The following is a 22,646-nucleotide window of genomic DNA, read 5'->3' on the forward strand; positions in this document are numbered from 1 at the left end:
TGGTTATTTTTTTGTGTTATTTGCTTTGGTAATTTGGTCAAAAATACCATTATTCTCAAAATGAGCTTTTTGTACTTTCGCCCAGCCACCAAACTCTTGATCAATTGTGACCAATTTCAGTGGCTTAAATGTTGATGAATATTGTTTTAATACAGCTTGATTACGCGGACGATAGAAATTCTTCGCGGCAATATGTTGTCCCTTAGGTGAGTAAAGGAAATTCAAATAACCTTGCGCCAAATATTTATTGCCTGATTTTTCTGCATTTTTTTCAACGATTGCTACAGGTGGTTCAGCAAGTATAGAAAGTGTTGGCGTCACGATTTCAAATTTACCGGGTTGTTCACGCAGTGCTAAATGAGCTTCATTTTCCCAAGCAAGCAAAACATCGCCAATACCGCGTTCAGCAAAAGTTGTAGTTGAGCCACGAGCGCCAGAATCTAAGACCTTGGTTTGTTTATAAATTTGCTGAACAAATTGTTGTGCTTTGGCGTCATTTCCACCTGGTTGGTGTTTGGCCCATGCCCAAGCCGCTAAATAATTCCAACGTGCGCCACCTGACGTCTTAGGGTTTGGTGTAATAATGTCCACACCCGGTTTTACTAAATCACCCCAGTCTTTAATATTTTTTGGATTGCCTTTTTTGACTAAAAACACGATGGTTGAGGTATAGGGTGTAGAGTTCTGTGGGAATTTTTTCTGCCAGTCTTTTGGTAATAAATTGGTTTTTTCAGCAATCGCATCAATGTCAGCTGCCAGTGCGAGAGTCACGACATCTGCATTTAAACCATCAATGACTGCACGCGCTTGTTTACCTGAACCGCCATGTGACTGACGAAATTTGACGTTTTGCCCAGTCCGAGATTTCCAATACGCACCAAATTCTTTATTTACTTCTACGTAGAATTCACGAGTAGGATCGTAAGAGACGTTTAATAAATCTTTAGCGGAAGCGCTAAGCGAAGCAGCTGAAACAAAAGCTGCGAGAACCCCAAGTTTTAATTTAGCTGAAAAGCGCATGGCAACCTCAAAAGAAAATATTCTGTTACATGGCGCTAGAATAAATCTAATCTTTATGCATAAAAAATAATAAAAAATGAATTTTATATGAAAAAAAAAGATTTAGATGTGTTGTTAAAAAAATGCCGATCATGAATATGATCGGCAAGCGATAAGTTAATGCTTAAATCTTAATTTATTTATTACTGTTTGCTTTGACAATTTGATCGAATATCCCGCCATTATCAAAATGTTGTTTTTGGACTTTTGTCCAACCTCCAAACTCTTTATCAATCGTGACTAATTTTAAAGGTTTAAACACGGATTGATATTTTGAAAGTACCGTTGCATTTCGTGGTCGATAAAAGTTTTTGGCAGCAATGGTTTGACCAGCTGGAGAATACAGATAATTCAAATAGGCTTTTGCTACATTGAGGTTGCCATCTTTTTGCGCATTTTTCTCAACAATTGCTACAGGGGGCTCAGCAAGAATGGAAAGTGTTGGTGTAATGATTTCAAATTTTCCAGGTTGTTCACGAAGAGCTAAATGTGCTTCATTCTCCCAAGCCAGGAGTACATCTCCAATGCCACGCTCTGCAAAAGTTGTTGTTGCACCACGTGCACCAGAGTCTAGCACTTTAGTATTTTTATAAATTTTTCGTACAAATTCTTGTGCTTTAGCATCGTTACCGCCGGGTTGGTGTTTTGCCCAAGCCCATGCTGCTAAGTAATTCCAACGCGCACCACCTGATGTCTTAGGGTTTGGCGTAATAATTCCAACATCATTTTTAATCAAGTCTCCCCAGTCTTTGATCCCTTTGGGATTGCCTTTTTTGACTAAAAACACGATGGTTGAGGTATAGGGTGTAGAGTTCTGTGGGAATTTTTTCTGCCAGTCTTTTGGTAATAAATTGGTTTTTTCAGCAATCGCATCAATATCTGCTGCGAGTGCGAGAGTCACGACGTCTGCATCTAGGCCATCAATGACCGCACGCGCTTGTTTACCAGATCCACCATGAGATTGTTTAAAATTCAATTCTTGACCAGTCTGCTTTTTCCAATATGCTCCAAACTCTTTATTAAAGTTGTCATAAAGTTCGCGAGTTGGATCATATGAAACATTTAAAAAATCTTTTGCGAGTGTGGAAACAGAAGTGACTGAAAGTAAAGCTGAAAAGACCCCAATTTTAAAAGAACGCATCATTATTCCTATGTGTTTGTCGTTTTTTGATGATTTGAGCATAGGGAAATTTTTTAAAATAAAAAAATAAGAAGAAATGAAAAAGTTATGATCAAAACAGCTATTCATTTTGTGAGTGACTTTTTACACTATGAGAAAGGAATGAGGTTGCTTGAAATGATCTGTTTAAAAAATGCCAAGCCAATGGATGCAATAACTATTTTGGATCGTGGCTTCCATTATGGGGATGGCTGTTTTACCACGGCAAGAATTCGAAATAATAAAATTGAATTATTTGAACGTCATTTAAAAAGATTGAATACCGCCATTGAGCGATTGTCACTTCAAGCTAATCTTGACTATATTGCTGAGTCTATCCAGTATTTACAGCAAGAATATGAGCAATTAAACGGGACGATTAAAATTGTACTGAGTCGAGGCGAGGGGCAACGAGGATACAGTTTACCTCATCATTCAGCAGATCTTTGGTTGTATTATTATCCGCAAAACGTGACTGATCATCACTATGAAGTCATTGTGAGTGGGTTACTTGAGCGAGTAATGGGTTTAACCATGCCACAATTGGTGGGAATTAAATCACTGAATCGGTTAGAACAAGTGTTACTAAAGCAGGAAGCCGATGAGAAGGGTTTTCAAGAAGCTTTAGTTACAGATGTTCAAGGCTATATTGTTGAAGGAATCAGCAGTAACTGCTTTATACGATTGAATGATACGTGGATTTGTCCTGAACTTCGTTATAATGGCGTTCATGGGGTGATGCGTGCTGAAATTTTGGAGCGTATGAATCATTATGGTATAACGTTCCAAAAAAGAGTAATTGATTTGAATGAACTTCTTCACATTCAAAGTGTATTTTATTGTAATGCGCTCCACCCAATGAAAATCGCCTCTTGCCTTGATGATCGTCGATTAGATACACAAGCGTGTATTGATCTTTTTCACCACCTTCAACTTAATCAGATTTAAAGCTTATGTCCTCTCCTCAGAAATCAACAAAGAAAAAGAACAGCAAGACATCCTTTAAACCTAAAGCGCTTTTATTCATTATTGCAGGCCTAATGTTGCTTGCATCCATGATTCTATCTGCAAGTCTATGGAAGGATTATCCTGTAGAGGGTAAAAAGCAAATGCTCGCGATTAATCATGGTGATACTTACTCACAATTTATTGATCGTTTAGCTCAAAATAAACAAGTTTCATTTCCCATTATTTTAAAGATTTATCAACGATTCATGATTCATGACAGCATGAAAGCTGGAGTCTATGAGGTCAAAGCGGGAATGAGTGTCCGTCAAGTTCTAGACATGATTTCAAATTCTGAAAATGCACAATTGAATCGAATTTTGGTCATTGAGGGTACAACATTTAAGCAGTTAAAAAATGCACTTAAGAATGATGAATTGGTGACGAAAGAGCTGGTTCATTTGAGCGATGCAGAAATATTAAAGGAATTGAATATTCCATTTTCACATCCAGAAGGATTGTTTGCGCCAAATACTTATTTTTTTGCAAAGGGTGAAACAGATCGTAAAATTTTAACTGATTTGTATCAACACCAGATGAAGGCGCTAGATAAAGCCTGGGAAAATCGAGCTTCTGATTTGCCGTATAAAAATAAATATGAAGCGCTCATCATGGCATCAATCATTGAGAAAGAAACCAATGTTGATCATGAGTTAGATAAAGTCTCGGGCGTATTCGTTCGTCGATTAAAAATTGGTATGCGTTTACAAACTGATCCAACCGTGATTTACGGTATGGGCGATCAATATACGGGTAACATTACCCGTAAAGATTTAAGAACGCCAACACCATATAACACTTATACGAATTACGGATTGCCACCAACACCGATCGCATTACCAAGTGATAAAGCGATCGAAGCGGCAATGCATCCAGATCATTCTGACTATATTTATTTTGTGGCGACTGGAAATGGAGGTCACAAATTCAGTACCAATCTAGATGACCATAATCGCGCTGTTCAAGAATATCTTGCTGTGATTCGATCTAAAAAGTAAGGGGTAAAATAGACGTGTTTATTAGCTTTGAAGGCACAGAAGGTGTTGGTAAAACGACATTGATTCATAAAATTCGTGACTACTTCCTTGAGCAATCAAAGCAAGTTGTTCTAACTCGTGAACCAGGTGGTACTCCGCTCGCTGAGCAAATTCGTTCCGTACTTCTGACAGTGAATCATGAAGAAAGAATGAGTAATGATACTGAACTATTATTAATGTACGCAGCTCGAGCGCAACATCTGCAACAAGTTATAATGCCTGCACTTGAAAATAGTTCGATCGTGTTATGCGACCGTTTTTGTGATAGCAGTTTCGCGTATCAGTGTGCAGGTCGTGGGTTAAGCCGTGAAAAATTAGCGCTTTTAAACCAAAACTTTGTTCTAAAAATGCCTGACCTGACATTTTGGTTGGATGCTCCGACTGAACTCGGAATGCAACGAGCACGAGCGCGTGGAGCATTGGATCGGTTTGAACAAGAAAAAGCAGCTTTTTTTGAAAAAGTACGTGCAGGATTTGCTGAATTGCATCAGTTAGAGCCGAATCGTGTTAAGCGTATTGATGCAACACAAAGTCCTGAGCAAGTATTTAATGATGCAATTGAACGAATTAGTTCATGGAAAGCTGAGCATAAGTGCTAATTAAAAAAGCAAATATGATTTATATTGAGTCATTGTTTATGGAAAAACGATTAGACTCAATATGATCAGTAATAAAGAAGAAATATTCAAATTCCTACAAACCGAATTTCCACAAAGTCTCCAAAAATGTGAAATAGTGTCAGTAGAGCCACGTGGTGCTACAGTCATTTATCATGTTGATGAAAATGATTTAAGACCTGGAGGGACAGTTTCAGGTCCGACTATGATGACAGCAGCCGATTATGGATTGTATATCGCAATACTGGGAGAAATTGGTATTGTAGGTCTTACAGTGACGACCAATATGAATATAAACTTTCTTAAAAAACCGAAAGGTGGTTGTGACATCAAGGGTGTTTGTAAATTAATGAAAGTTGGCAAAACTCTAGTTGTCGGAGAGGTTTACTTGTACTCTATTGGGGATGATGAGCCGATAGCTCACGTTACTGGGACTTACTCAATTCCTCCCAAAAGGGCATAAAAAAGCGAGTATGAACTCGCTTTTTTTATTTTGAACTTAAACCTCAACTAAAGGTGTTTCCACTTCAAAATTTGGTGGGGTGAGTACGGTTTTTCGTAATTCTTGCGAAGGCTCAGGATAGTCCAAAGTGTAATGTAATCCGCGTGATTCTTTTCTTTGCATCGCACAACGTATAATCATCTCAGAAACGAGTACAAGGTTACGAAGCTCAATTAGATTTTTACTGACATGATAATCTTGATAATATTCGGTGATTTCATGTTTCAGCATTTCAACGCGGTGTAATGCACGTTCTAAACGTTTGGTCGTTCGTACAATACCTACATAGTTCCACATGGTCTGACGTAACTCATCCCAGTTTTGTAAAATGACAACGTCTTCATCAGGATTCATGACTTGAGAAGCATCCCATTCAGGGACTTCATAGTGATCTATAATATTTTGATGTTGATCTTGAATATGCTTTGCTGCACTCATGCCATATACAAAACATTCTAAAAGTGAGTTACTTGCCATACGGTTAGCGCCGTGTAAACCTGTATAAGACGTCTCACCAATCGCATATAGACCTTGAATGTCCGTTTGACTATGTTCATCGACTACGACACCACCACAGGTGTAGTGCGCTGCTGGCACAACTGGGATCATATCTTTGGTAATATCAATACCCAGCTCGAGTAGGCGAGCATACAAAGTGGGGAAGTGCTCTTTAATGAACTCAGGGGTTTTGTGGGTAATATCTAGCCATACATGTCGTATACCCAATCTTTTAATTTCGTAGTCGATAGCTCGAGCTACAATATCACGTGGTGCTAACTCTGCACGTTCATCGAAACGAAGCATGAAGCGTTCGCCGTCAGGTAAACGAAGATAAGCGCCTTCACCACGCATTGCTTCAGTAATTAAGAAGGAACGTGCTTGAGGGTGATATAAACAGGTTGGGTGGAATTGATTAAATTCCATATTGGCGACGCGGCATCCAGCACGATATGCCATTGCAATACCATCGCCTGTAGCGATATCAGGGTTAGAGGTATATAAATATGCTTTCATGGCACCGCCACATGCCAGTGCAGTAAATGGTGCTAAGAAAGTATGCACTTGCTCGGTTTGCTCATCTAAAGCATATAAGCCTAAAGCACGATTTTCCTGATTCAAATGCCCCAGCTTATGCGCTGTAATGAGGTCAATCGCAATGTAATTTTCAAAGATGTGAATATTGTTTTTTTCTTGTGCCCGTTCAACTAAAGTGGTTGAAATTGCTTTCCCTGTTGCATCTGCGGAATGAATAATGCGGCGCTGAGAATGCCCACCTTCACGTGTGAGATGCAAGTTATCTTCATCATCTAGTGTGAATTTAACACCTTGTTTCAGTAAAAAATCAACAGAGGGTTTTCCTCCTTCAACCGTGTGTTGAACAGCTTGTTTTTCACAGAGATAAGCACCTGCAATGAGCGTGTCATCAATATGTTGTTGAATAGAATCAGCCTCATCAAGAACAGCTGCAACGCCGCCTTGTGCATAATACGTGCTGGCATCTTTCAAATGAGATTTTGCTAACACTGCGATATTAAAATGATCAGGTAATGAGAGTGCTAGACTTAAACCCGCACCGCCACTGCCCACAATAATCACATCAAATTGATGCGTACTTGTATTTTTCGGCATTTCCATTCGCAAACTGAATTTTAAAAGTGCGTTAATATGGCTCTTTTTCAAAGCAAAATTCAAGAGTTTGATTGATCAATTTTTTTTTTATGCACTTGAACTATTAGTTTTTAATCATATTTTAAGTAAAGTATTGTTTTCTATTAATATAGAAACATTTATTTACGCACAGCGAATTTTGATTGTGCTAAAAATTATTTTATCCAAGAATCATAAATGAGAGTTCACTTAACATGAAAAATCGCGTTATAGCATCAGGACTTTTTGCTGCAGTCTTTACTGCGGCAGTACAAACTCAAGCGGCGGCTACTGTTGACTTTTCAAATCTTGTAGAGCGAGTAAGTCCGGGTGTCGTCAGCGTGAATGTTGTTAAGAAAATGACACAAGAAGAAATTCTTCAACAACAAGTACCTGAACTACTGAAACGATTCTTCGGCAATCAAATTATTATTCCGCAGCGCCAAGCTCCTCAAGAGAAAACGGGTTTTGGGAGTGCATTTTTTATTAGCCGTGATGGTTACCTGATTACCAACCATCATGTTGTAGAAAATGCTTCACAAATCACCATCATGTTAAATGATCGTCGCGAGATTGATGCCAAAGTTATTGGTAGTGATGAACGTACTGATGTGGCATTACTGAAAGTTGAAGGTACGAACTACCCAGCACTTTCGACTGGGAATATCGACCAATTAAGAGTTGGAGAACCTGTTCTTGCCATTGGCTCACCGTTTGGTTTTGAGTACTCGGCATCTGCGGGGATTGTCAGTGCCAAATCAAGAAATATGTTGGGTGAAACATCAGTTCCGTTTATTCAAACTGATGTCGCATTAAACCCTGGTAACTCTGGGGGACCATTGTTTAATCAACAAGGTCAAGTGATTGGTGTGAATTCTCGTATTTTCAGTGGTACTGGCGGATATATGGGATTGTCATTCTCCATTCCAATCGATGTAGCGATGGATGTGGCGGATCAATTAAAGAAAAATGGTAAAGTCAGTCGCTCATATCTTGGTGTTCAATTACAAGAGATTGATCGTAACCTCGCAGAAGCTTATAAATTACCAAAACCTGAAGGTGCTTTAATCACAGAAATTGCGCCAAATTCCCCAGCAGAGCGCGCTGGCTTAAAGCAAAATGATATTATTTTGAAATACAACGGAACTGCAATTTCAAGAACGAGTGAGCTATTAAATTACTTAAATAGAACACAGCCAAATCAAAAAATTCAGTTAGAAATCTTGCGCGATGAACGTGTACGTACGATTTCAGCAACACTTGCATCAGCACCAGATGAAACACCTGCACAAGCCCAAAATGTAAGTGAAGCTAAAAAACGCGGACCTACATTAGGTGTTGCGATACGCGAACTTGCACCTGTTGAAAAAACACGCCTTGGTGTTAAAGGTGGTGTCTACATTCAAGAGGTTGTACGCGGAGGTTTGGCGGCACAATCTCGTATTATGGCTGGTGATGTGATCACCTCGATTAATGGTAAGAATGTAAGTACAACACAAGATTTTGTGGAAGCGGTGGCTAATCTTAAAACAAATACAGTTGCACGAGTGGGTATCATCCGTGAAGGGCGAAATGCCATGATCGGATTAAGAATCAAATAAACATAAATTGAATAAAAGGCCTTGCGACAGCAAGGTCTTTTTTATTTAACCCTAAAATTATATTAAACTCTTTCCGAATGTTGATGATGAATACGCAATACAAGGGAATACAGTGAGTACAATCTTTGACCTTAAAATAAAAGCAACAGCACAAGACATTGATATTTTAGGTCATGTGAATAATGTGGTGTATGTAAAATGGATGCAAGATGTTGCAACAGCACATATCGAACAACTGGGTTTTGGGGTTGAGCAATATCTAGAACTCAAACATGCCATGGTTGCAGTTGAGCATCACATGAATTACAGAAAGGCGTGTTTTGAAAATGATGAAATTATTTTAAGAACTTGGCTTAATGATTTGAATGCGATGTATTCATTCCGTCAGTACGCTTTTTTTAGACCTTCAGACCAATCATTATTATTTGTGGGAAATACCAAATGGGCCTGTGTAGAGATTGCGACAGGCAGACCTAAACGATTATCGCCAACATTTACTCAAGCTTATCAGCCTATTTCTGAGGTATTAAATCCTTTGGATTTCACTCAAGATTATTCTTTACCCGTTAACTAAAGAATTGCTTGAGTCGGACGAATTAAATATTTCACCACATGGTATTCATTATTATGAATACTTTGAAAAATCCATCTGCTATAATCGTCCGCAATTTGTTAAACAGCTTTTGCTATGTAGTTTTTATTTCATGCATAGCGCAATTTATTGTTCAAGGTAACCCATGGCGCAAGCTAAAAAATCCGTAAATATCAAAAATATACGTAACTTTTCGATCATTGCTCACATTGATCACGGGAAGTCAACTTTAGCTGACCGTTTTATTCAGACCTGTGGTGGTTTGCAAGATCGCGAAATGCAAGCGCAAGTTCTAGACTCAATGGAGCTTGAGCGTGAGCGCGGGATTACCATTAAAGCTGCATCTGTGACGCTTTATTATACACACCCTAATGGCGAAGAATATCAACTGAACTTTATTGATACACCTGGGCACGTTGACTTCTCATATGAGGTTTCGCGATCGCTTGCTGCTTGTGAAGGTGCACTTTTAGTTGTTGACGCAGCTCAGGGTGTTGAAGCTCAGTCAGTTGCAAACTGTTATACAGCTATTGAGCAAGGTCTTGAGGTTCTTCCAGTACTTAATAAAATTGATTTACCTCAAGCTGAACCGGAGCGTGTAATTCAAGAAATTGAAGACATTATCGGAATTGAAGCAACTGAAGCACCTACGTGTTCAGCTAAAACTGGATTAGGAATCGAAGGTGTTTTAGAAACACTTGTGAATACCATTCCTGCTCCGACGGGTGACCGTGAAGCGCCGCTTCAAGCTTTAATTATTGACTCATGGTTTGACAACTATTTAGGTGTTGTATCCTTAGTTCGTATTAAGCAAGGTCGGGTGCGTAAAGGCGATAAAATGTTGATGAAATCAACAGGTCAAACGCACATCATTACCTCTGTCGGTATTTTTAATCCTAAACATACAGAAACTGATATTTTAGAAGCAGGTGAAGTTGGCTTTGTGATTGCTGGTATCAAGGATATTTTTGGTGCGCCAGTTGGAGATACGATTACACTTGCTACAACGCCAGAAGTAGAAACTTTACCTGGATTCAAAAAAGTTAAACCACAGGTATATGCTGGTTTATTCCCAATTGATTCGAGTGAATTTGAACCTTTCCGTGAAGCATTACAAAAACTGCAAATTAACGATTCAGCATTATTCTTTGAACCTGAAAGTTCAGATGCATTAGGATTTGGTTTCCGTTGCGGTTTCTTGGGTATGCTGCACATGGAGATTGTTCAAGAGCGTTTAGAGCGTGAATATGATCTAGACCTGATTTCATCGGCACCGACTGTAATCTACGAAGCAGTCATGAAGAGTGGTGAGACAGTTTATATCGACAGTCCATCAAAAATGCCAGATGGATCTACTGTAGAAGACCTTCGTGAGCCGATCGCAGAATGTAATATCCTTGTGCCACAAGAATATCTTGGCAATGTAATGACGTTGTGTGTTGAGCGACGTGGTGTTCAAAAAGATATGAAGTTTATGGCAAACCAAGTAGCCATTACATTTGAGATACCAATGGCTGAAGTCGTGATGGATTTCTTTGATAAATTGAAATCATGTTCACGTGGTTTTGCATCATTAGATTATAACTTCATCCGTTTTGAGTCTTCTTCTCTTGTAAAAGTAGATGTCTTGATCAATGGTGAAAAAGTTGATGCATTGGCAATGATTTGTCACCGTCAAGATGCGCGTCATCGTGGTATTGCACTTGTAGAAAAAATGAAAGATTTGATTCCTCGTCAAATGTTTGATGTGGCGATTCAAGCTGCGATTGGTGCTCAAATTATCGCGCGTTCAACAGTAAAAGCAATGCGTAAGAACGTATTGGCAAAATGTTATGGTGGTGACGTTTCACGTAAGAAGAAACTTCTCGCTAAACAGAAAGAAGGTAAGAAACGTATGAAGCAGGTGGGTAGTGTAGAAATCCCACAAGAAGCTTTCTTAGCTGTGTTAAAAGTAGAGCGATAACAACAAGGAATATCCCATGGATTTTGATTTTAACCTCATTCTCGTACCTGCAACCCTAATCTTTTTTGGATTGTGGTTGCTGGATAAATTGGTGCTCAAACAAAGAGCAACCAAAGGAAAAGGGAATGAAAATTTCATTATTACATGGGCATATGATTTTTGGCCTGTACTTGCAGTTGTGTTAGTGCTGCGTTCATTCTTCTTTGAACCTTATAATATTCCATCTGAATCCATGGTTCCGGCATTGGAAACAGGTGATTATATCTTGGTGAACAAATATCAATATGGTGTTCGTTTACCGATTAGCAACACCAAAGTGTTGAATGTCAATGAGCCTGAACGTGGTGATGTGGCGGTATTTAGATATCCACCAAACCCATCAATTAGCTATATTAAGCGTATTATTGGTTTACCTGGTGATCATATCGTTTTTGAGAATAATCAATTAACCATCAATGGTGAAAAAGTTGTAACGGAATCGACTGAATTTAATCGTGAAAAAGATGTTTCAGACACGCCAAATTCAATTTATCATTATGAAACTTTAGGTGATCATAAGTATTTGGTTCGTAATTTGGAAGGTCAAAACCCGATTATTGCGCATTTTAATTATGCACAAACCAAACAAGATCTTCCTTATGTTGCCACTGCGAATGATCGCTTTGTAAGAACAAATGGTCAAAGCTGGGAAGTAACTGTTCCGAAAGGATATTACTTTGCCATGGGTGACAACCGTGATCAGAGTGCTGATAGTCGAATCTGGGGATTCGTACCTGAGGCAAATTTAACAGGACAAGCAATTTATGTATGGATGCATAAAGAAGCTGGTTTGAAATTGCCATCATTCAGTCGTAATGGTCAAATTCAGTAATCTTCAAATATATGGATAATAAAAAATGCGTAACACTCAACGTGGTGCATCGTATACAGCGATTTTATTAGGGGTAATTGTTGCGGCATTTGGACTTAAAGTGCTCGTAGCATTGTGGCAGCCTTATTGGGATGACCGACTAATCAATCAATTGATTGAAGAGCAAGTTGCAATCAGCTCAAAGGCGACAACACCACAACAGTTTGCTTCAACAATGGGGCAGAAATTTAGCATGAACAATATCCGTGACATTGAGTTTAAAGATATTGCGACTGTCAAATCTAAACAAGGTTTACAAGTGACAAAGAAATATGAAGTAAGAAAGCCATTCTTATTTAATATTGATTTAGTCCTCACATTCGAGAAAAGTTTTGATCAAAGGTCAGTTCAAAGTAAGTGATTCTCGCTTACTGAGTCGCATCGGTTATCAGTTTAAGAAAATTGAATTACTTCAACTTGCATTGACACACCGATCGGTTAGCCATAAACATAACTATGAACGCCTAGAGTTTCTAGGCGATTCATTGTTAGGTATGATTATTGCCAATTACCTTTATCATGCTTATCCACATGAAAACGAAGGTCGTCTGACGCGTATGCGAGCTACTTTGGTTCGACAAGAAGCGTTAGGCAAAATTGCAACAGATTTGAAACTTAGTCAGAGTTTAATACTCAGTACTGGTGAATTAAAATCTGGTGGTCATCATAGAGAGTCGATACTCGCTGACACAGTCGAAGCGATTATTGGTGCAATCTATACTGATAGCCAAGATTTAAAGTTGTTAGAATCAATTGTGTTGAAATGGTATGAACCTTATTTAGATCATATTGAACCAACAGATCAATTGAAAGATCCTAAGTCCCGTTTACAAGAGTATCTTCAAGCTCGTAAAAAACCTCTCCCAGTGTATGAGGTTGTTGATATTCAGGGTGATGCACCAAACCAACATTTTAAAGTGGAGTGTATGGTTGAAGGCTTGCCAAAATGTATGGGTGAGGGTTCAAGTCGTCGTTTTGCTGAGCAAGCAGTAGCGGCGGAAATTTTAAAATTTTTGGAGCAAAAGTCTTCATGACTACTCATTCCGATCACATCGATGCTGATCACGAGTCGCAAGACAGCGGCAATGATTTAATCAATCAATTTTTTAGTTCTCAAGGTACTACAATTCCCTCAGACTACAAAAGTGGCTTTGTAGCAATTGTAGGTCGTCCGAATGTAGGTAAATCTACATTAATGAACCATATTTTGGGTCAGAAGCTTTCGATTACGTCTCGTAAGCCTCAAACAACTCGACACAAGATTGTGGGTATTGATACGCGTGAGAAATCTCAGGCAGTATTTGTTGACACCCCTGGAATGCATAAGAAAGAAGTCCGTGCTATCAATAAAATGATGAATCGTGCAGCTCATTCAGCCTTGCGTGATGTAAATCTTGTACTATTTGTTGTAGACGCTGACAAATGGACTCAAAATGATGAATTAGTCCTTGAGAAGCTCAAAAATGCCGAAATGCCTGTCATCTTGGTCATTAATAAATTGGACACATTTGAGAATAAAAATCAGGCATTACCACTAATTCAAGAACGTACTAAATTAATGAATTTTGCTGAGATCGTTCCGGTATCGGCATTGCGTGGCGCTAACCTTGATCATCTTCGAGATACGATCGAAAAATACTTACCGTTTCAACCACCATTGTATGCACTAGATCAACTCACAGATCGTTCTGAACGCTTCTTAGCTTCTGAAATTATTCGTGAAAAAATCATGCGTCAACTAGGTGAAGAGCTTCCATATGATTTAACGGTTCAAATTGAATCGTTTAAAACAGAAGAAGCGACTTTAAATGAGAAAACTGGTCGTATGAAGCCTGCTTGTACCTATATTGATGCTACGATTTTTGTTGATCGCCCTGGGCAAAAAGCGATTGTCATCGGTGAAAAAGGATCAAAGTTGAAAAAAATTGGTATGGATGCACGTGCTGATATGGAAAAAATGTTCGAAGAAAAGATCATGCTCACCCTTTGGGTTAAAGTCAAAGGCGGTTGGTCTGATGATGAGCGTGCATTAAAAAGCCTAGGGTATAGTGATATCTAAGGATTAAACGGTTATAGGAGCTGATGATGATGAAGATGGTTGCGATAATTGTATGTGCTTTGGTTTTACAAGGTTGCATTCATAAAGTTGTCACAGTTCCTGTAAAAGTTGCGTATAAAACCACCAAAGGAGTCGTCAAAGGTACTGCAGCAGTAGTTGGGGCTGTTATTCCCGATGGTGATGACGATGATGAAAAAGAACCAAAGAAAGATAAATAATAAGATTAGTCGATGCGAAATGAACTTTTGCATGGATACTTAATCCATCATCGAAAGTATCGAGAGCGGAGTCATATTGTCCATTTATTCACTGAAGAGTATGGACGAGTTGACGGCATACTAAGACAACCTCCACCACCGCAATATCAGCCTATCGCACTCCAAGCGACAGGTAAGTCTGAATTAAAAAATTTCACAAAATTAGAAATTGTTAATCATCCTATTTTTTTTCATGGAGATGCATTCTTTTCAGGATTTTATTTAAATGAAATCTTATTGAGATTATGTCCATTAGAAGAGGCAATGCCAGATACTTTTGCACAGTACCACAAGACATTAGAAAGTTTACAAAAATTAGCTCAACATTCAAATCCTAACGAATTCTTGAAGCAAATTCTTCGTCAATTTGAATACGTACTTCTAGAAGAGCTTGGTTATGCGATTGATTACTCGATAGATGCACACCAAAATGAAATTTTAACTTCACAAAAATATCAATTTCAATTAAACGAAGGCTTCATACCAGTTCAGTATTCAAGTGCCGCTACACTGACAGGTGAGCAAATTCGCAGCATGATAAATTATGAAAATGGTACAGATTTCAACGCTGAACAGTTACAATTGTTGAATAAATTATATCGTCAAATGATTACTTCATTATTGGGTGATCGCCCACTAAAAAGTCGTCAATTGTGGATTCAAAACGCTCAATCAAAATCAAATTAGGAAAATGTTATGGCTGCATTGCTTGGTGTGAACATTGATCATGTTGCAACTCTAAGACAGGCTCGAGGCACACGCTACCCGGATCCAGTACAGGCAGCACTAATTTGTGAAGAGGCAGGGGCTGAAGGCATTACATTACATTTACGTGAGGATCGTCGTCATATTCATGATGATGATGTCCGTCGCATGCGCCCTGTACTTAAAACACGCATGAACCTTGAAATGGCAGTGACAGATGAGATGGTGGCATTTGCTAAAGAAATAAAGCCGCATCACGTGTGTTTTGTGCCTGAAAAGCGTCAAGAAGTCACGACCGAAGGTGGCTTAGATGTTGTTGGTAATTTTGAGGCTGTTAAGTCTGCTACACAGGAATTAGCAGCGATTGGATGTGATGTATCGTTATTTATCGATGCTGATATTGAACAAATTGATGCTGCAATTGCCTGTGGTGCGCCAACTATTGAGATTCATACAGGTGCTTATGCAGATGCTGAAACAGAAGAAGCACAGCAGGTAGAGTTACAACGTATTATCCGTGGAGCAGAATACGCTGCTGCTAAAGGCTTAGTTGTAAATGCTGGACATGGACTCAATCTTGACAATGTTGCTCCTATTGCAGCAATTCCTCAAATACACGAATTGAATATTGGACATGCTCTGATTGCCGATGCTGTTTTTAAAGGACTTACGCAAGCAGTTCAAGATATGAAAGTAGCAATTAAAGCTGCACGATAAGATTGATGAGTACTATGTCAAATATTGATTATGATGAATTAATGAAGCCTGTCATAGGCTTCCTTGGTTGTGAAACTCCACAAGCTTGGTTAGATGAGGCTGTAAATAATCTTGATATTTTGATGCAAGATCATGCAAACTGTGAAAAGAAAGCAGCCAGTACAGCCATGAATCTCATGTTTCGATACAGCTTTTTTGTAGATTTACAAGTCAAGCTCGCTCAATTAGTGCGTGAGGAAATGCTGCATTATGAGCAGGTTTTAGAGTTTATGAATAAGCGCGGGCAGCAATGGGTTGGTTTAAGTGCTGGGCGTTATGCGGGTGGCTTACGCAAAGAAATTCGAACGTATGAACCAGAAGCGTTGATTGATGTTTTAATTATTGGTGCGTTTGTGGAAGCACGCTCATGTGAACGTTTTTATGCATTAGCGCCTAGAGTCGATGAGGAATTAGGGCGCTATTATCGCTACTTACTAAAATCTGAATCACGCCATTACGAGGATTATTTGGCTCTAGCTCTAGATGTGGCTAAGACTGCGAAATTGAAAGATCCTGAGGAGGATATTCAAAGTCGTATAGAGCACATTCGTGAAGTTGAAAAGCAACTCATCTTAACACCTGATGAAACCTTCCGTTTTCACAGTGGAGTTCCAGTAAAAGCAGCTTAAAATATGGTTGAGAAAATCCTCCCAAATGGGGGATTTTTTTGGCATAAAAAAAAGCCCAAGTCTTAAATGCTTGGGCTTTTTAGTATTTGGCTCTCCAACCTGGGCTCGAACCAGGGACCTGCGGATTAACAGTCCGTCGCTCTACCGACTGAGCTATTGGAGAATCTGAATGCGATTATAAGGGGATTTAAGATTGGGTCAAGTGTAAATTGCCATACAATTGTCACTTTTGAGCCGCATGTTGTTTATTTGCTCAAATAAAATGTTTTTTTTTAATTTACTTGCCAATTTAGAATGAGCTTGTTAGATTTATTTAACAACAGAGCGCTTGAAACAGAGTTTTAAGCAGTGTGGATTTATACCAACTTGCCAGCACTAAATGGCTAAAATAGGAGAAAGCGAATGAATACGCTTACCATTTCTCAGATCTTTTCTAATCTTGAATTTTATAAACAAAATTACCTGTCTATCTTAAATTCGCCTAGTTCTTATTTCATTGAAGTAGAGGGCGCGGTAATTGATGTATTTCCTTTTAAAAAACATCATCTGGTTTTGGGTGAGCTATTACAGCTGTGGTTTTCTGAAAAATGGTCTGTTGATTACGATCAATCATGCACGCTTGAACAATATTTGGCAGCAAATGACTTAACACCTAACGTAAATAAACTCTATATCTACTCCATAAAAGGGAATGCCATTCTTGGCACGAATAAATCGTTTGCTTGGGTAAATGAGTCGAATGCGGTGAGCGAGATTTTATTAAAGTCACCACTCAAATATTATGTTGAATGCTTAAGTTGTTCTCGTCCTTCAAAGCACTTGTTTAATAAACAGCTTGCAGTTTAGGCAAATTTTCACAAGTTAAATCTGAAATTGTTGAATAAATTGTTTCTTTAAAACATAGTCAAACTTAGCTTGTGTTATTTTATCTTTAATTTAGTAGGGTGAATTGGTGTTTCTAGAAGTTTTTTTTATTAATTAAATCCTATATTGTGGTTGCTTAGATCGGTTTTATCTTCTATATGATGGTGCAAAGCATATCTATAAATGGGATTTTTCAGTGATAAATATGATGTTTCAGATTGAGCTATCGATACTATGAATAGTGTTTAAATTTCAATATTTTCGATATTCTATTTGGATCACTGATGGATCATGTTTGGATAGCTTTAAAAAATCCTCCGACGTTTATCCAATCCTAAAAGCACACTTTGTTCGATTCAGTGAACGATCGTATTAACCAAAAGGTTTTATGTTGAGTATTGGGTTATGTAGGTGCATGAAGGGATTTAGATTTAAGCAAAAAAAACCCGCGAAAATCGCGGGTTTTTGATCTGATTAATTTATCAGATTATTTTTCAGCTGTGATAGAAGCAATTGCTGCATCTACGCCTTCGATTGAGTCAGCTGCTTTTTTGATACGTGCAAGCGCATCAACCAATACTTCATCTGCTGTTGCATATGAAATACGCATATAACCGCCTAAACCGAATGCATCACCAGGAACAACCGCAACACCAGTTTCTTCCAATAACCATGCAGAGAATTCTGTGCAAGATTTTAAACCTTTTGCACGGATCAATGGACGAATGTTTGCATAAGCATAGAATGCACCGTCAGCAGGTAAGCATGTAATGCCTTTGATATCATTCAAGCCATTAACAACTAAATCATGACGGCGTTTGAAAGCTTCAATCATTGGTTTAAGTACATCTTGAGGACCATTCAATGCAGCTTCTGCCGCAACTTGCGAAATTGAAGTTGGGTTAGAAGTAGATTGTGATTGAATTTTCTTCATTGCGCCGATTAATTTAACAGGACCTGCTGCATAGCCGATACGCCAACCTGTCATTGCATATGCTTTAGATACACCGTTGAGAACGATTACGCGATCGTAAAGATCTGGTGCAACTGTAGCAATGTTATAAAACTCGTCGTCCCAACGAATTGGTTCGTACATATCATCAGAAGCAACATATACTTCAGGATATTTACGAAGAACTTCAGCTAATGCTTCTAATTCTTCTTTGGTATAAATCATACCTGTTGGGTTAGAAGGGCTGTTTAAAACAACTAGGCGAGTTTTATCAGTAATTGCAGCTTCTAATTGTGCTGGTGTGATTTTGAAACGTTGTTCTTCACCACATTTAACAATAACTGGCACACCTTCTGCGATGATCACCATATCTGGATAGCTTACCCAGAATGGAGCAGGGATGATTACTTCATCGCCTTTATTTAACAATGCAAGCGCAAGGTTAAAGAATGATTGCTTACCGCCACAAGAAACGAGAATCTGGTTAGCAGCATAATCAAGGTTATTATCACGTTTTAATTTAGCGATAATTGCTTTTTTAAGACCTGGCGTACCGTCAACTGCGGTGTATTTAGTGAAACCGTTGTTAATCGCTGCAATTGCTGCATCTTTGATGTGTTGTGGTGTATCGAAATCCGGTTCACCTGCACCTAAACCAATAACGTTTTTACCAGCAGCTTTAAGTTCTGCAGCTTTATTGGTCACAGCAAGCGTTGGGGACGGTTTGATGGCATTGACACGATCAGAGAGACGTACGTCCACGGCAGTATTCCTTCTTATAGGGATTAAAAAATAAAAAGCACACTATCTTAGCTTAAATTGAATGTTTTAGTCGTCCAATATCTAGGCAAATTAGCAAAAAATCACGAAATTCACCGAATTTTAATGCAATGATACATATCCACATTGAACAGCGTGGGTCGCATAAAAAAACAAATTTCCGTACAATAGCGTTAGATTGAAATGAGTAGTCTCAAATGAGTTCGGAAAATTCTCCCAAAAAGAAGCCTGTAGTGAATCTTCCATTTCCTATCAAGCAAGTGAATGACGCAAAGCAAGCTGATGAAGAAATCGAAGATCTACGTCCAAAGCCTCAGCGCTATGCTGATCGCACATGGATGCCGCCACGTGGTACACGTCGCTCAATGGGTAAAAGATAAAAAATAGGTGCTTTAAGCACCTATTTTTTTGCGGGTAAGAATTACACGTAACTTAAGTTTTGATCTAGAGTCAGTAAGTTGAATGTAGAACCGTCTTTAAATACGATTGATTCAACTTGATGTGCTTCACCTTTTGCCCAATCTTTAATAGTGATTTGATCAGAAGAATCTTTAAGTTTGATGATACGATCATTCCCAGAGTCTTGAACGAGTAAATCATCAATTGAGATACCAGCACCAAATTGAATGGTATCTTGACCACCTTTTTCATAGATTGTATCTACTCCAAAGCCTTGATCAAAATAGTATGTCTCGTTACCAAGATCCCCATACAATTTGTCGTTACCAATACCACCATTTAAGATGTTAATTAGACCCCCGTTTGCGATTAAGGTGTCATCTCCAGCGAGGCCTTTTAATTCGTTATTTACGAATTTGCTACCTGTGATAATGTTGTCAGATTGGTTACCCGTACCACTTTGTTGAATTTCTGATCCAGCAATCAAAAGTTCTTTGATTGGATTGATCAGCGTAAGGTTTTCAATATTTTCGGTTAATTGATACTGATCTGCAGAACTAATGACAGTGTCTGTACCTTCATAGTTGTGTTCAAGTACGAAGTCATATTTTGATTGTACATAATAGGTATCGTCACCACGACCACCTACGAGGACATTGATGCCTTCACCACCTTTTAGAATGTCATTGCCCCAACCACCAAAGAGCAAGTCATCACCTTTACCACCTACAAGCGTATCGTTACCGACACCGCCTTTAATGATGTCATTACCATCTTTACCGTTTAAGGTACGTCCGAAAACTGAGTAAGTGGTAATAATGTTGGTGTTAGGATTAAATAAGTTTGTCGCTACTGCTACAGAACCGGCCAAATCACCTGCATATGCGTAAGCAAGTTGAGTCAATGTATTTACAAGTTGATCACGTGAAGAGAAGCCATCATCAAATATTTCACCTTTGATGAATTGTCCAACGAAGTTTAAGCCCTCAGTCACGATCTGATTCACAACATCAAAGATACTCGCACCAGCTTTTAAGTTGGCTTTAACTACATCACCCAATAGCTCTAAATACCAAGTAAACGGACGGCTATCACCACCGTTCAATTGTGAAGTATCCACACCTAAATAGTGATCAAGAATACTTAATGGTGTGATACCTGTCCAATCACCTAGCTCGCCACCCAAGTTTTCAAGAGCTTGAGTTGCATCCATAAGTACCAATCCAAACTTACCATCAGAGCTTGGTAAATATCCTGCTGGAACAACAGTCTCGCCATCAGCATTTTTAACGCCATTCAAGAAATTGTCAGCTAAAGTTTTGATCAATACATTTGATGCTTGCCAGAATTGTTCATCCGTAATATAGATGCCTTTATCTGCGAGTGATTTACCTGTTCCTAAGCGAACATATTGATAAAGGAAGCTCTGAGGATCAGCTATTGCAACAGCTTCAGCAACTTGTAACCAGTTTTTAGTACCCTGATCAACTGCGTCATTTGATGCTAAATCTTCTTTGATCACGGTATAAATAGGGCGCCAGAAATTTTTACCTTGTAAAGAACCAGTTGAGATAAACTTGTTATATAGTTCTTGAACTTGTTTAAATGCAGATTCACTTACGCGGTAACTGAATTGATTGTCAATTTTGTAGAATTTAGGACGACCGTCATCTGATGGATTAGATTGATCTGGTTGTTTTGGTTGCCCCCATTCTCGATCAAAATGTGAGTCTGAAGGTGGAAGAGTAGCACCAATATCCTTACCAATATTTACGATAATGTCTGAAATTTGATCAATAATTGCATCACCGGCTTTATGAATTTCTTCGAAACCAGGAATGAATTTATCACCAACTTTAACCAATGGCGCAACGCTATCTAATAAATCATTCACGATGCCATCTTTGCCGATAATCAAATTACCAACCAGCTCACTTGGAATTTTTAAAATTGAATCAAGGCTAAGTTCGCCATCTTTCCATTCATTTTTGTGGTGTGTATCTTTTGCTTCTACATTTGAGCCGAGGGCCTCACCAGCACCACTGAGTAAATTCGATGCTGCATCGATAATGCGGTCACCTAACTCATGAACAACTTCAAATGGTTTACCAAGTAGAGCATTACCTGCTAGACCAATAGGCGAAGCCACATCTAAAACTGTATTGACTAAATTTGCTGTCGTGACTAAACCATTACCTAGTAACTGAGCTGGAATAGAAAGTACTGAGCTAAATTTGAAATCAGGAACATAATCGAAAATAGGTTCAAGTGCATTTTCAACTTGATTTGCAACTGTATTCACAATTGATTTTAGGTTTTCAGTAGCTGATGGAAGCTCTTGAGACCATTCATTATCATAATGAGTATCTTTAGGTTCAATTGTCCCGCCAATCGCTGAGCCAATGTCATGAGCCACATCAGAGACAGCATCAATAATCGTATCACCTGCTTTATGAACAACATCAAAACCAGGGATAAGCGCATTTCCTGCAATAGCAATAGGTGCAGCAGCATCAAGAATATCATTGGCAATATTGGTTGCACCGATAATGGTGTTTCCAATTAAATCCCCAGGAAGGCTTAAAATGTTATCTAAGCTGAGTTCTTTGTCTTCCCACTCATTTTTATGATGAGTGTCATTCGGTTCGATGGTTGCACCAAGTGCTTTACCCACTGAATTCACTGCATCTGAAGCTGCATCAATAATTTTATCACCAAGTTCGTGCACTGCTTCGAAAGGTTTGCCAAGTAAAGCATTACCTGCTAAACCAATAGGAGATACTACATCAAGAACAGTATTCACAGCATTGGTGGCAGCGATTAGACCATTACCAACGAGTTGAGCTGGAATTGAGAGAACTGAACTTAATTTAAAGTTAGGTAAGTAATCGAATGATTTATAATTGAACAAAGCCATTGTTATAGTCTCTTATAAAAATAAAGTGTTTTTAATCATTGTTCGTGATTAAAGTGTGATGAGAATCACATTTTATTAATTTAAAATCAATTTCTTTTGTTAGACAAGATCATGAATTTTTTGTCATAATTTAATGAAAAATATAGTAAAGCTTATATGAGAACTAAATAAGATTGATTTTTTAAAAAAAACACCAGTGCAATGACTAGTGTTTCAAGAGCAAATAAAATGTATGA

The 22,646-nt window shown here is 38.5% G+C and carries 22 protein-coding genes and 1 tRNA gene; 17 read left to right on the forward strand and 6 right to left on the reverse strand.

What is annotated here, in order from left to right; genetic code table 11:
- Positions 1-3: 3 nt before the first annotated feature.
- A complete protein-coding gene (locus AC1M9L_RS04100) occupies positions 4-1,020 on the reverse strand; it encodes a sulfate ABC transporter substrate-binding protein (RefSeq protein ID WP_481591414.1) in 1,017 nt (338 codons plus the stop codon).
- Between the two features lie 175 nt (positions 1,021-1,195).
- Positions 1,196-2,203: a sulfate ABC transporter substrate-binding protein gene (locus tag AC1M9L_RS04105; RefSeq protein ID WP_481591415.1), complete on the reverse strand. Its 1,008-nt coding sequence runs from the start codon at positions 2,201-2,203 to the stop codon at positions 1,196-1,198.
- A gap of 153 nt (positions 2,204-2,356) precedes the next feature.
- Here AC1M9L_RS04105 and pabC point away from each other — a divergent pair, with 153 nt between their 5' ends.
- The 4 genes from pabC to AC1M9L_RS04125 all read left to right on the forward strand — a co-directional run bounded on the left by pabC (position 2,357) and on the right by AC1M9L_RS04125 (position 5,340).
- A complete protein-coding gene (gene pabC / locus AC1M9L_RS04110) occupies positions 2,357-3,166 on the forward strand; it encodes an aminodeoxychorismate lyase (protein WP_481591447.1) in 810 nt (269 codons plus the stop codon).
- A gap of 5 nt (positions 3,167-3,171) precedes the next feature.
- Entirely contained in the window at positions 3,172-4,221 is a 1,050-nt protein-coding gene (gene mltG / locus AC1M9L_RS04115) for an endolytic transglycosylase MltG (protein ID WP_481591416.1), read from the forward strand.
- A 14-nt stretch (positions 4,222-4,235) separates the two neighbouring features.
- Positions 4,236-4,859: a dTMP kinase gene (tmk, locus tag AC1M9L_RS04120; RefSeq protein WP_035267194.1), complete on the forward strand. Its 624-nt coding sequence runs from the start codon at positions 4,236-4,238 to the stop codon at positions 4,857-4,859.
- A gap of 61 nt (positions 4,860-4,920) precedes the next feature.
- Complete coding sequence (locus tag AC1M9L_RS04125; RefSeq protein ID WP_035267192.1) at positions 4,921-5,340, forward strand: PaaI family thioesterase; 420 nt, start codon at positions 4,921-4,923, stop codon at positions 5,338-5,340.
- A gap of 36 nt (positions 5,341-5,376) precedes the next feature.
- Here the strand turns inward: AC1M9L_RS04125 and nadB are convergent, their stop codons facing one another.
- Positions 5,377-7,008, reverse strand: a complete 1,632-nt coding sequence (nadB, locus tag AC1M9L_RS04130) for an L-aspartate oxidase (protein WP_373683328.1) — start codon at positions 7,006-7,008, stop codon at positions 5,377-5,379.
- Between the two features lie 233 nt (positions 7,009-7,241).
- Here nadB and AC1M9L_RS04135 point away from each other — a divergent pair, with 233 nt between their 5' ends.
- The 11 genes from AC1M9L_RS04135 (at position 7,242) to AC1M9L_RS04185 (ending at position 16,498) form a co-directional block, all read left to right on the forward strand.
- Positions 7,242-8,627 (forward strand): Do family serine endopeptidase, encoded by a 1,386-nt coding sequence (locus AC1M9L_RS04135; protein ID WP_481591417.1) that lies wholly within the window; start codon positions 7,242-7,244, stop codon positions 8,625-8,627.
- Positions 8,628-8,739: 112 nt separating this feature from the next.
- Positions 8,740-9,201 carry an acyl-CoA thioesterase gene (locus AC1M9L_RS04140; protein WP_481591418.1) on the forward strand — a complete coding sequence of 154 codons (462 nt, stop codon included), beginning with the start codon at positions 8,740-8,742 and terminating at the stop codon, positions 9,199-9,201.
- A gap of 163 nt (positions 9,202-9,364) precedes the next feature.
- Positions 9,365-11,182, forward strand: coding sequence for a translation elongation factor 4 (lepA, locus tag AC1M9L_RS04145; protein WP_035267184.1), 1,818 nt, complete (start codon positions 9,365-9,367; stop codon positions 11,180-11,182).
- Positions 11,183-11,198: 16 nt separating this feature from the next.
- Positions 11,199-12,053: a signal peptidase I gene (gene lepB, locus AC1M9L_RS04150; protein ID WP_481591419.1), complete on the forward strand. Its 855-nt coding sequence runs from the start codon at positions 11,199-11,201 to the stop codon at positions 12,051-12,053.
- Positions 12,054-12,078: 25 nt separating this feature from the next.
- On the forward strand, positions 12,079-12,453 hold the full coding sequence (locus AC1M9L_RS04155; protein WP_035267180.1) for a DUF4845 domain-containing protein: 375 nt from the start codon (positions 12,079-12,081) through the stop codon (positions 12,451-12,453).
- Positions 12,425-13,126 carry a ribonuclease III gene (gene rnc / locus AC1M9L_RS04160; protein ID WP_035267179.1) on the forward strand — a complete coding sequence of 234 codons (702 nt, stop codon included), beginning with the start codon at positions 12,425-12,427 and terminating at the stop codon, positions 13,124-13,126. The genes AC1M9L_RS04155 and rnc overlap by 29 nt, the downstream gene beginning before the upstream one ends.
- On the forward strand, positions 13,123-14,151 hold the full coding sequence (era, locus tag AC1M9L_RS04165; RefSeq protein ID WP_035267178.1) for a GTPase Era: 1,029 nt from the start codon (positions 13,123-13,125) through the stop codon (positions 14,149-14,151). Before rnc ends, era begins: the two co-directional genes overlap by 4 nt.
- 26 nt (positions 14,152-14,177) lie before the next feature.
- The gene (locus AC1M9L_RS04170) at positions 14,178-14,369 is read left to right on the forward strand and encodes an NF038104 family lipoprotein (RefSeq protein ID WP_481591420.1); all 192 of its coding nucleotides are present in this window, start codon (positions 14,178-14,180) and stop codon (positions 14,367-14,369) included.
- Positions 14,370-14,381: 12 nt separating this feature from the next.
- Positions 14,382-15,095 carry a DNA repair protein RecO gene (gene recO, locus AC1M9L_RS04175; protein ID WP_092767057.1) on the forward strand — a complete coding sequence of 238 codons (714 nt, stop codon included), beginning with the start codon at positions 14,382-14,384 and terminating at the stop codon, positions 15,093-15,095.
- A 9-nt stretch (positions 15,096-15,104) separates the two neighbouring features.
- Positions 15,105-15,830: a pyridoxine 5'-phosphate synthase gene (pdxJ, locus tag AC1M9L_RS04180; RefSeq protein ID WP_481591421.1), complete on the forward strand. Its 726-nt coding sequence runs from the start codon at positions 15,105-15,107 to the stop codon at positions 15,828-15,830.
- A gap of 14 nt (positions 15,831-15,844) precedes the next feature.
- Positions 15,845-16,498, forward strand: coding sequence for a MiaE family protein (locus AC1M9L_RS04185; RefSeq protein ID WP_481591422.1), 654 nt, complete (start codon positions 15,845-15,847; stop codon positions 16,496-16,498).
- A gap of 87 nt (positions 16,499-16,585) precedes the next feature.
- Here AC1M9L_RS04185 and AC1M9L_RS04190 read toward each other — a convergent pair.
- Positions 16,586-16,661 (reverse strand) — tRNA-Asn (locus tag AC1M9L_RS04190).
- 239 nt (positions 16,662-16,900) lie between these two features.
- Between AC1M9L_RS04190 and AC1M9L_RS04195 the strand changes: the two genes are divergently transcribed.
- The gene (locus tag AC1M9L_RS04195) at positions 16,901-17,344 is read left to right on the forward strand and encodes a hypothetical protein (RefSeq protein WP_092767055.1); all 444 of its coding nucleotides are present in this window, start codon (positions 16,901-16,903) and stop codon (positions 17,342-17,344) included.
- Between the two features lie 505 nt (positions 17,345-17,849).
- On the opposite strand, the gene AC1M9L_RS04200 is transcribed toward AC1M9L_RS04195, so the two are convergent.
- Positions 17,850-19,076, reverse strand: a complete 1,227-nt coding sequence (locus tag AC1M9L_RS04200; protein WP_481591423.1) for a pyridoxal phosphate-dependent aminotransferase — start codon at positions 19,074-19,076, stop codon at positions 17,850-17,852.
- A 215-nt stretch (positions 19,077-19,291) separates the two neighbouring features.
- Between AC1M9L_RS04200 and AC1M9L_RS04205 the strand changes: the two genes are divergently transcribed.
- Entirely contained in the window at positions 19,292-19,474 is a 183-nt protein-coding gene (locus tag AC1M9L_RS04205) for a hypothetical protein (RefSeq protein WP_179997905.1), read from the forward strand.
- A 41-nt stretch (positions 19,475-19,515) separates the two neighbouring features.
- Here the strand turns inward: AC1M9L_RS04205 and AC1M9L_RS04210 are convergent, their stop codons facing one another.
- Positions 19,516-22,410 carry a calcium-binding protein gene (locus AC1M9L_RS04210; protein WP_481591424.1) on the reverse strand — a complete coding sequence of 965 codons (2,895 nt, stop codon included), beginning with the start codon at positions 22,408-22,410 and terminating at the stop codon, positions 19,516-19,518.
- Between the last annotated feature and the right edge of the window lie 236 nt (positions 22,411-22,646).

Source organism: Acinetobacter sp. ANC_7511, from assembly GCF_056779975.1.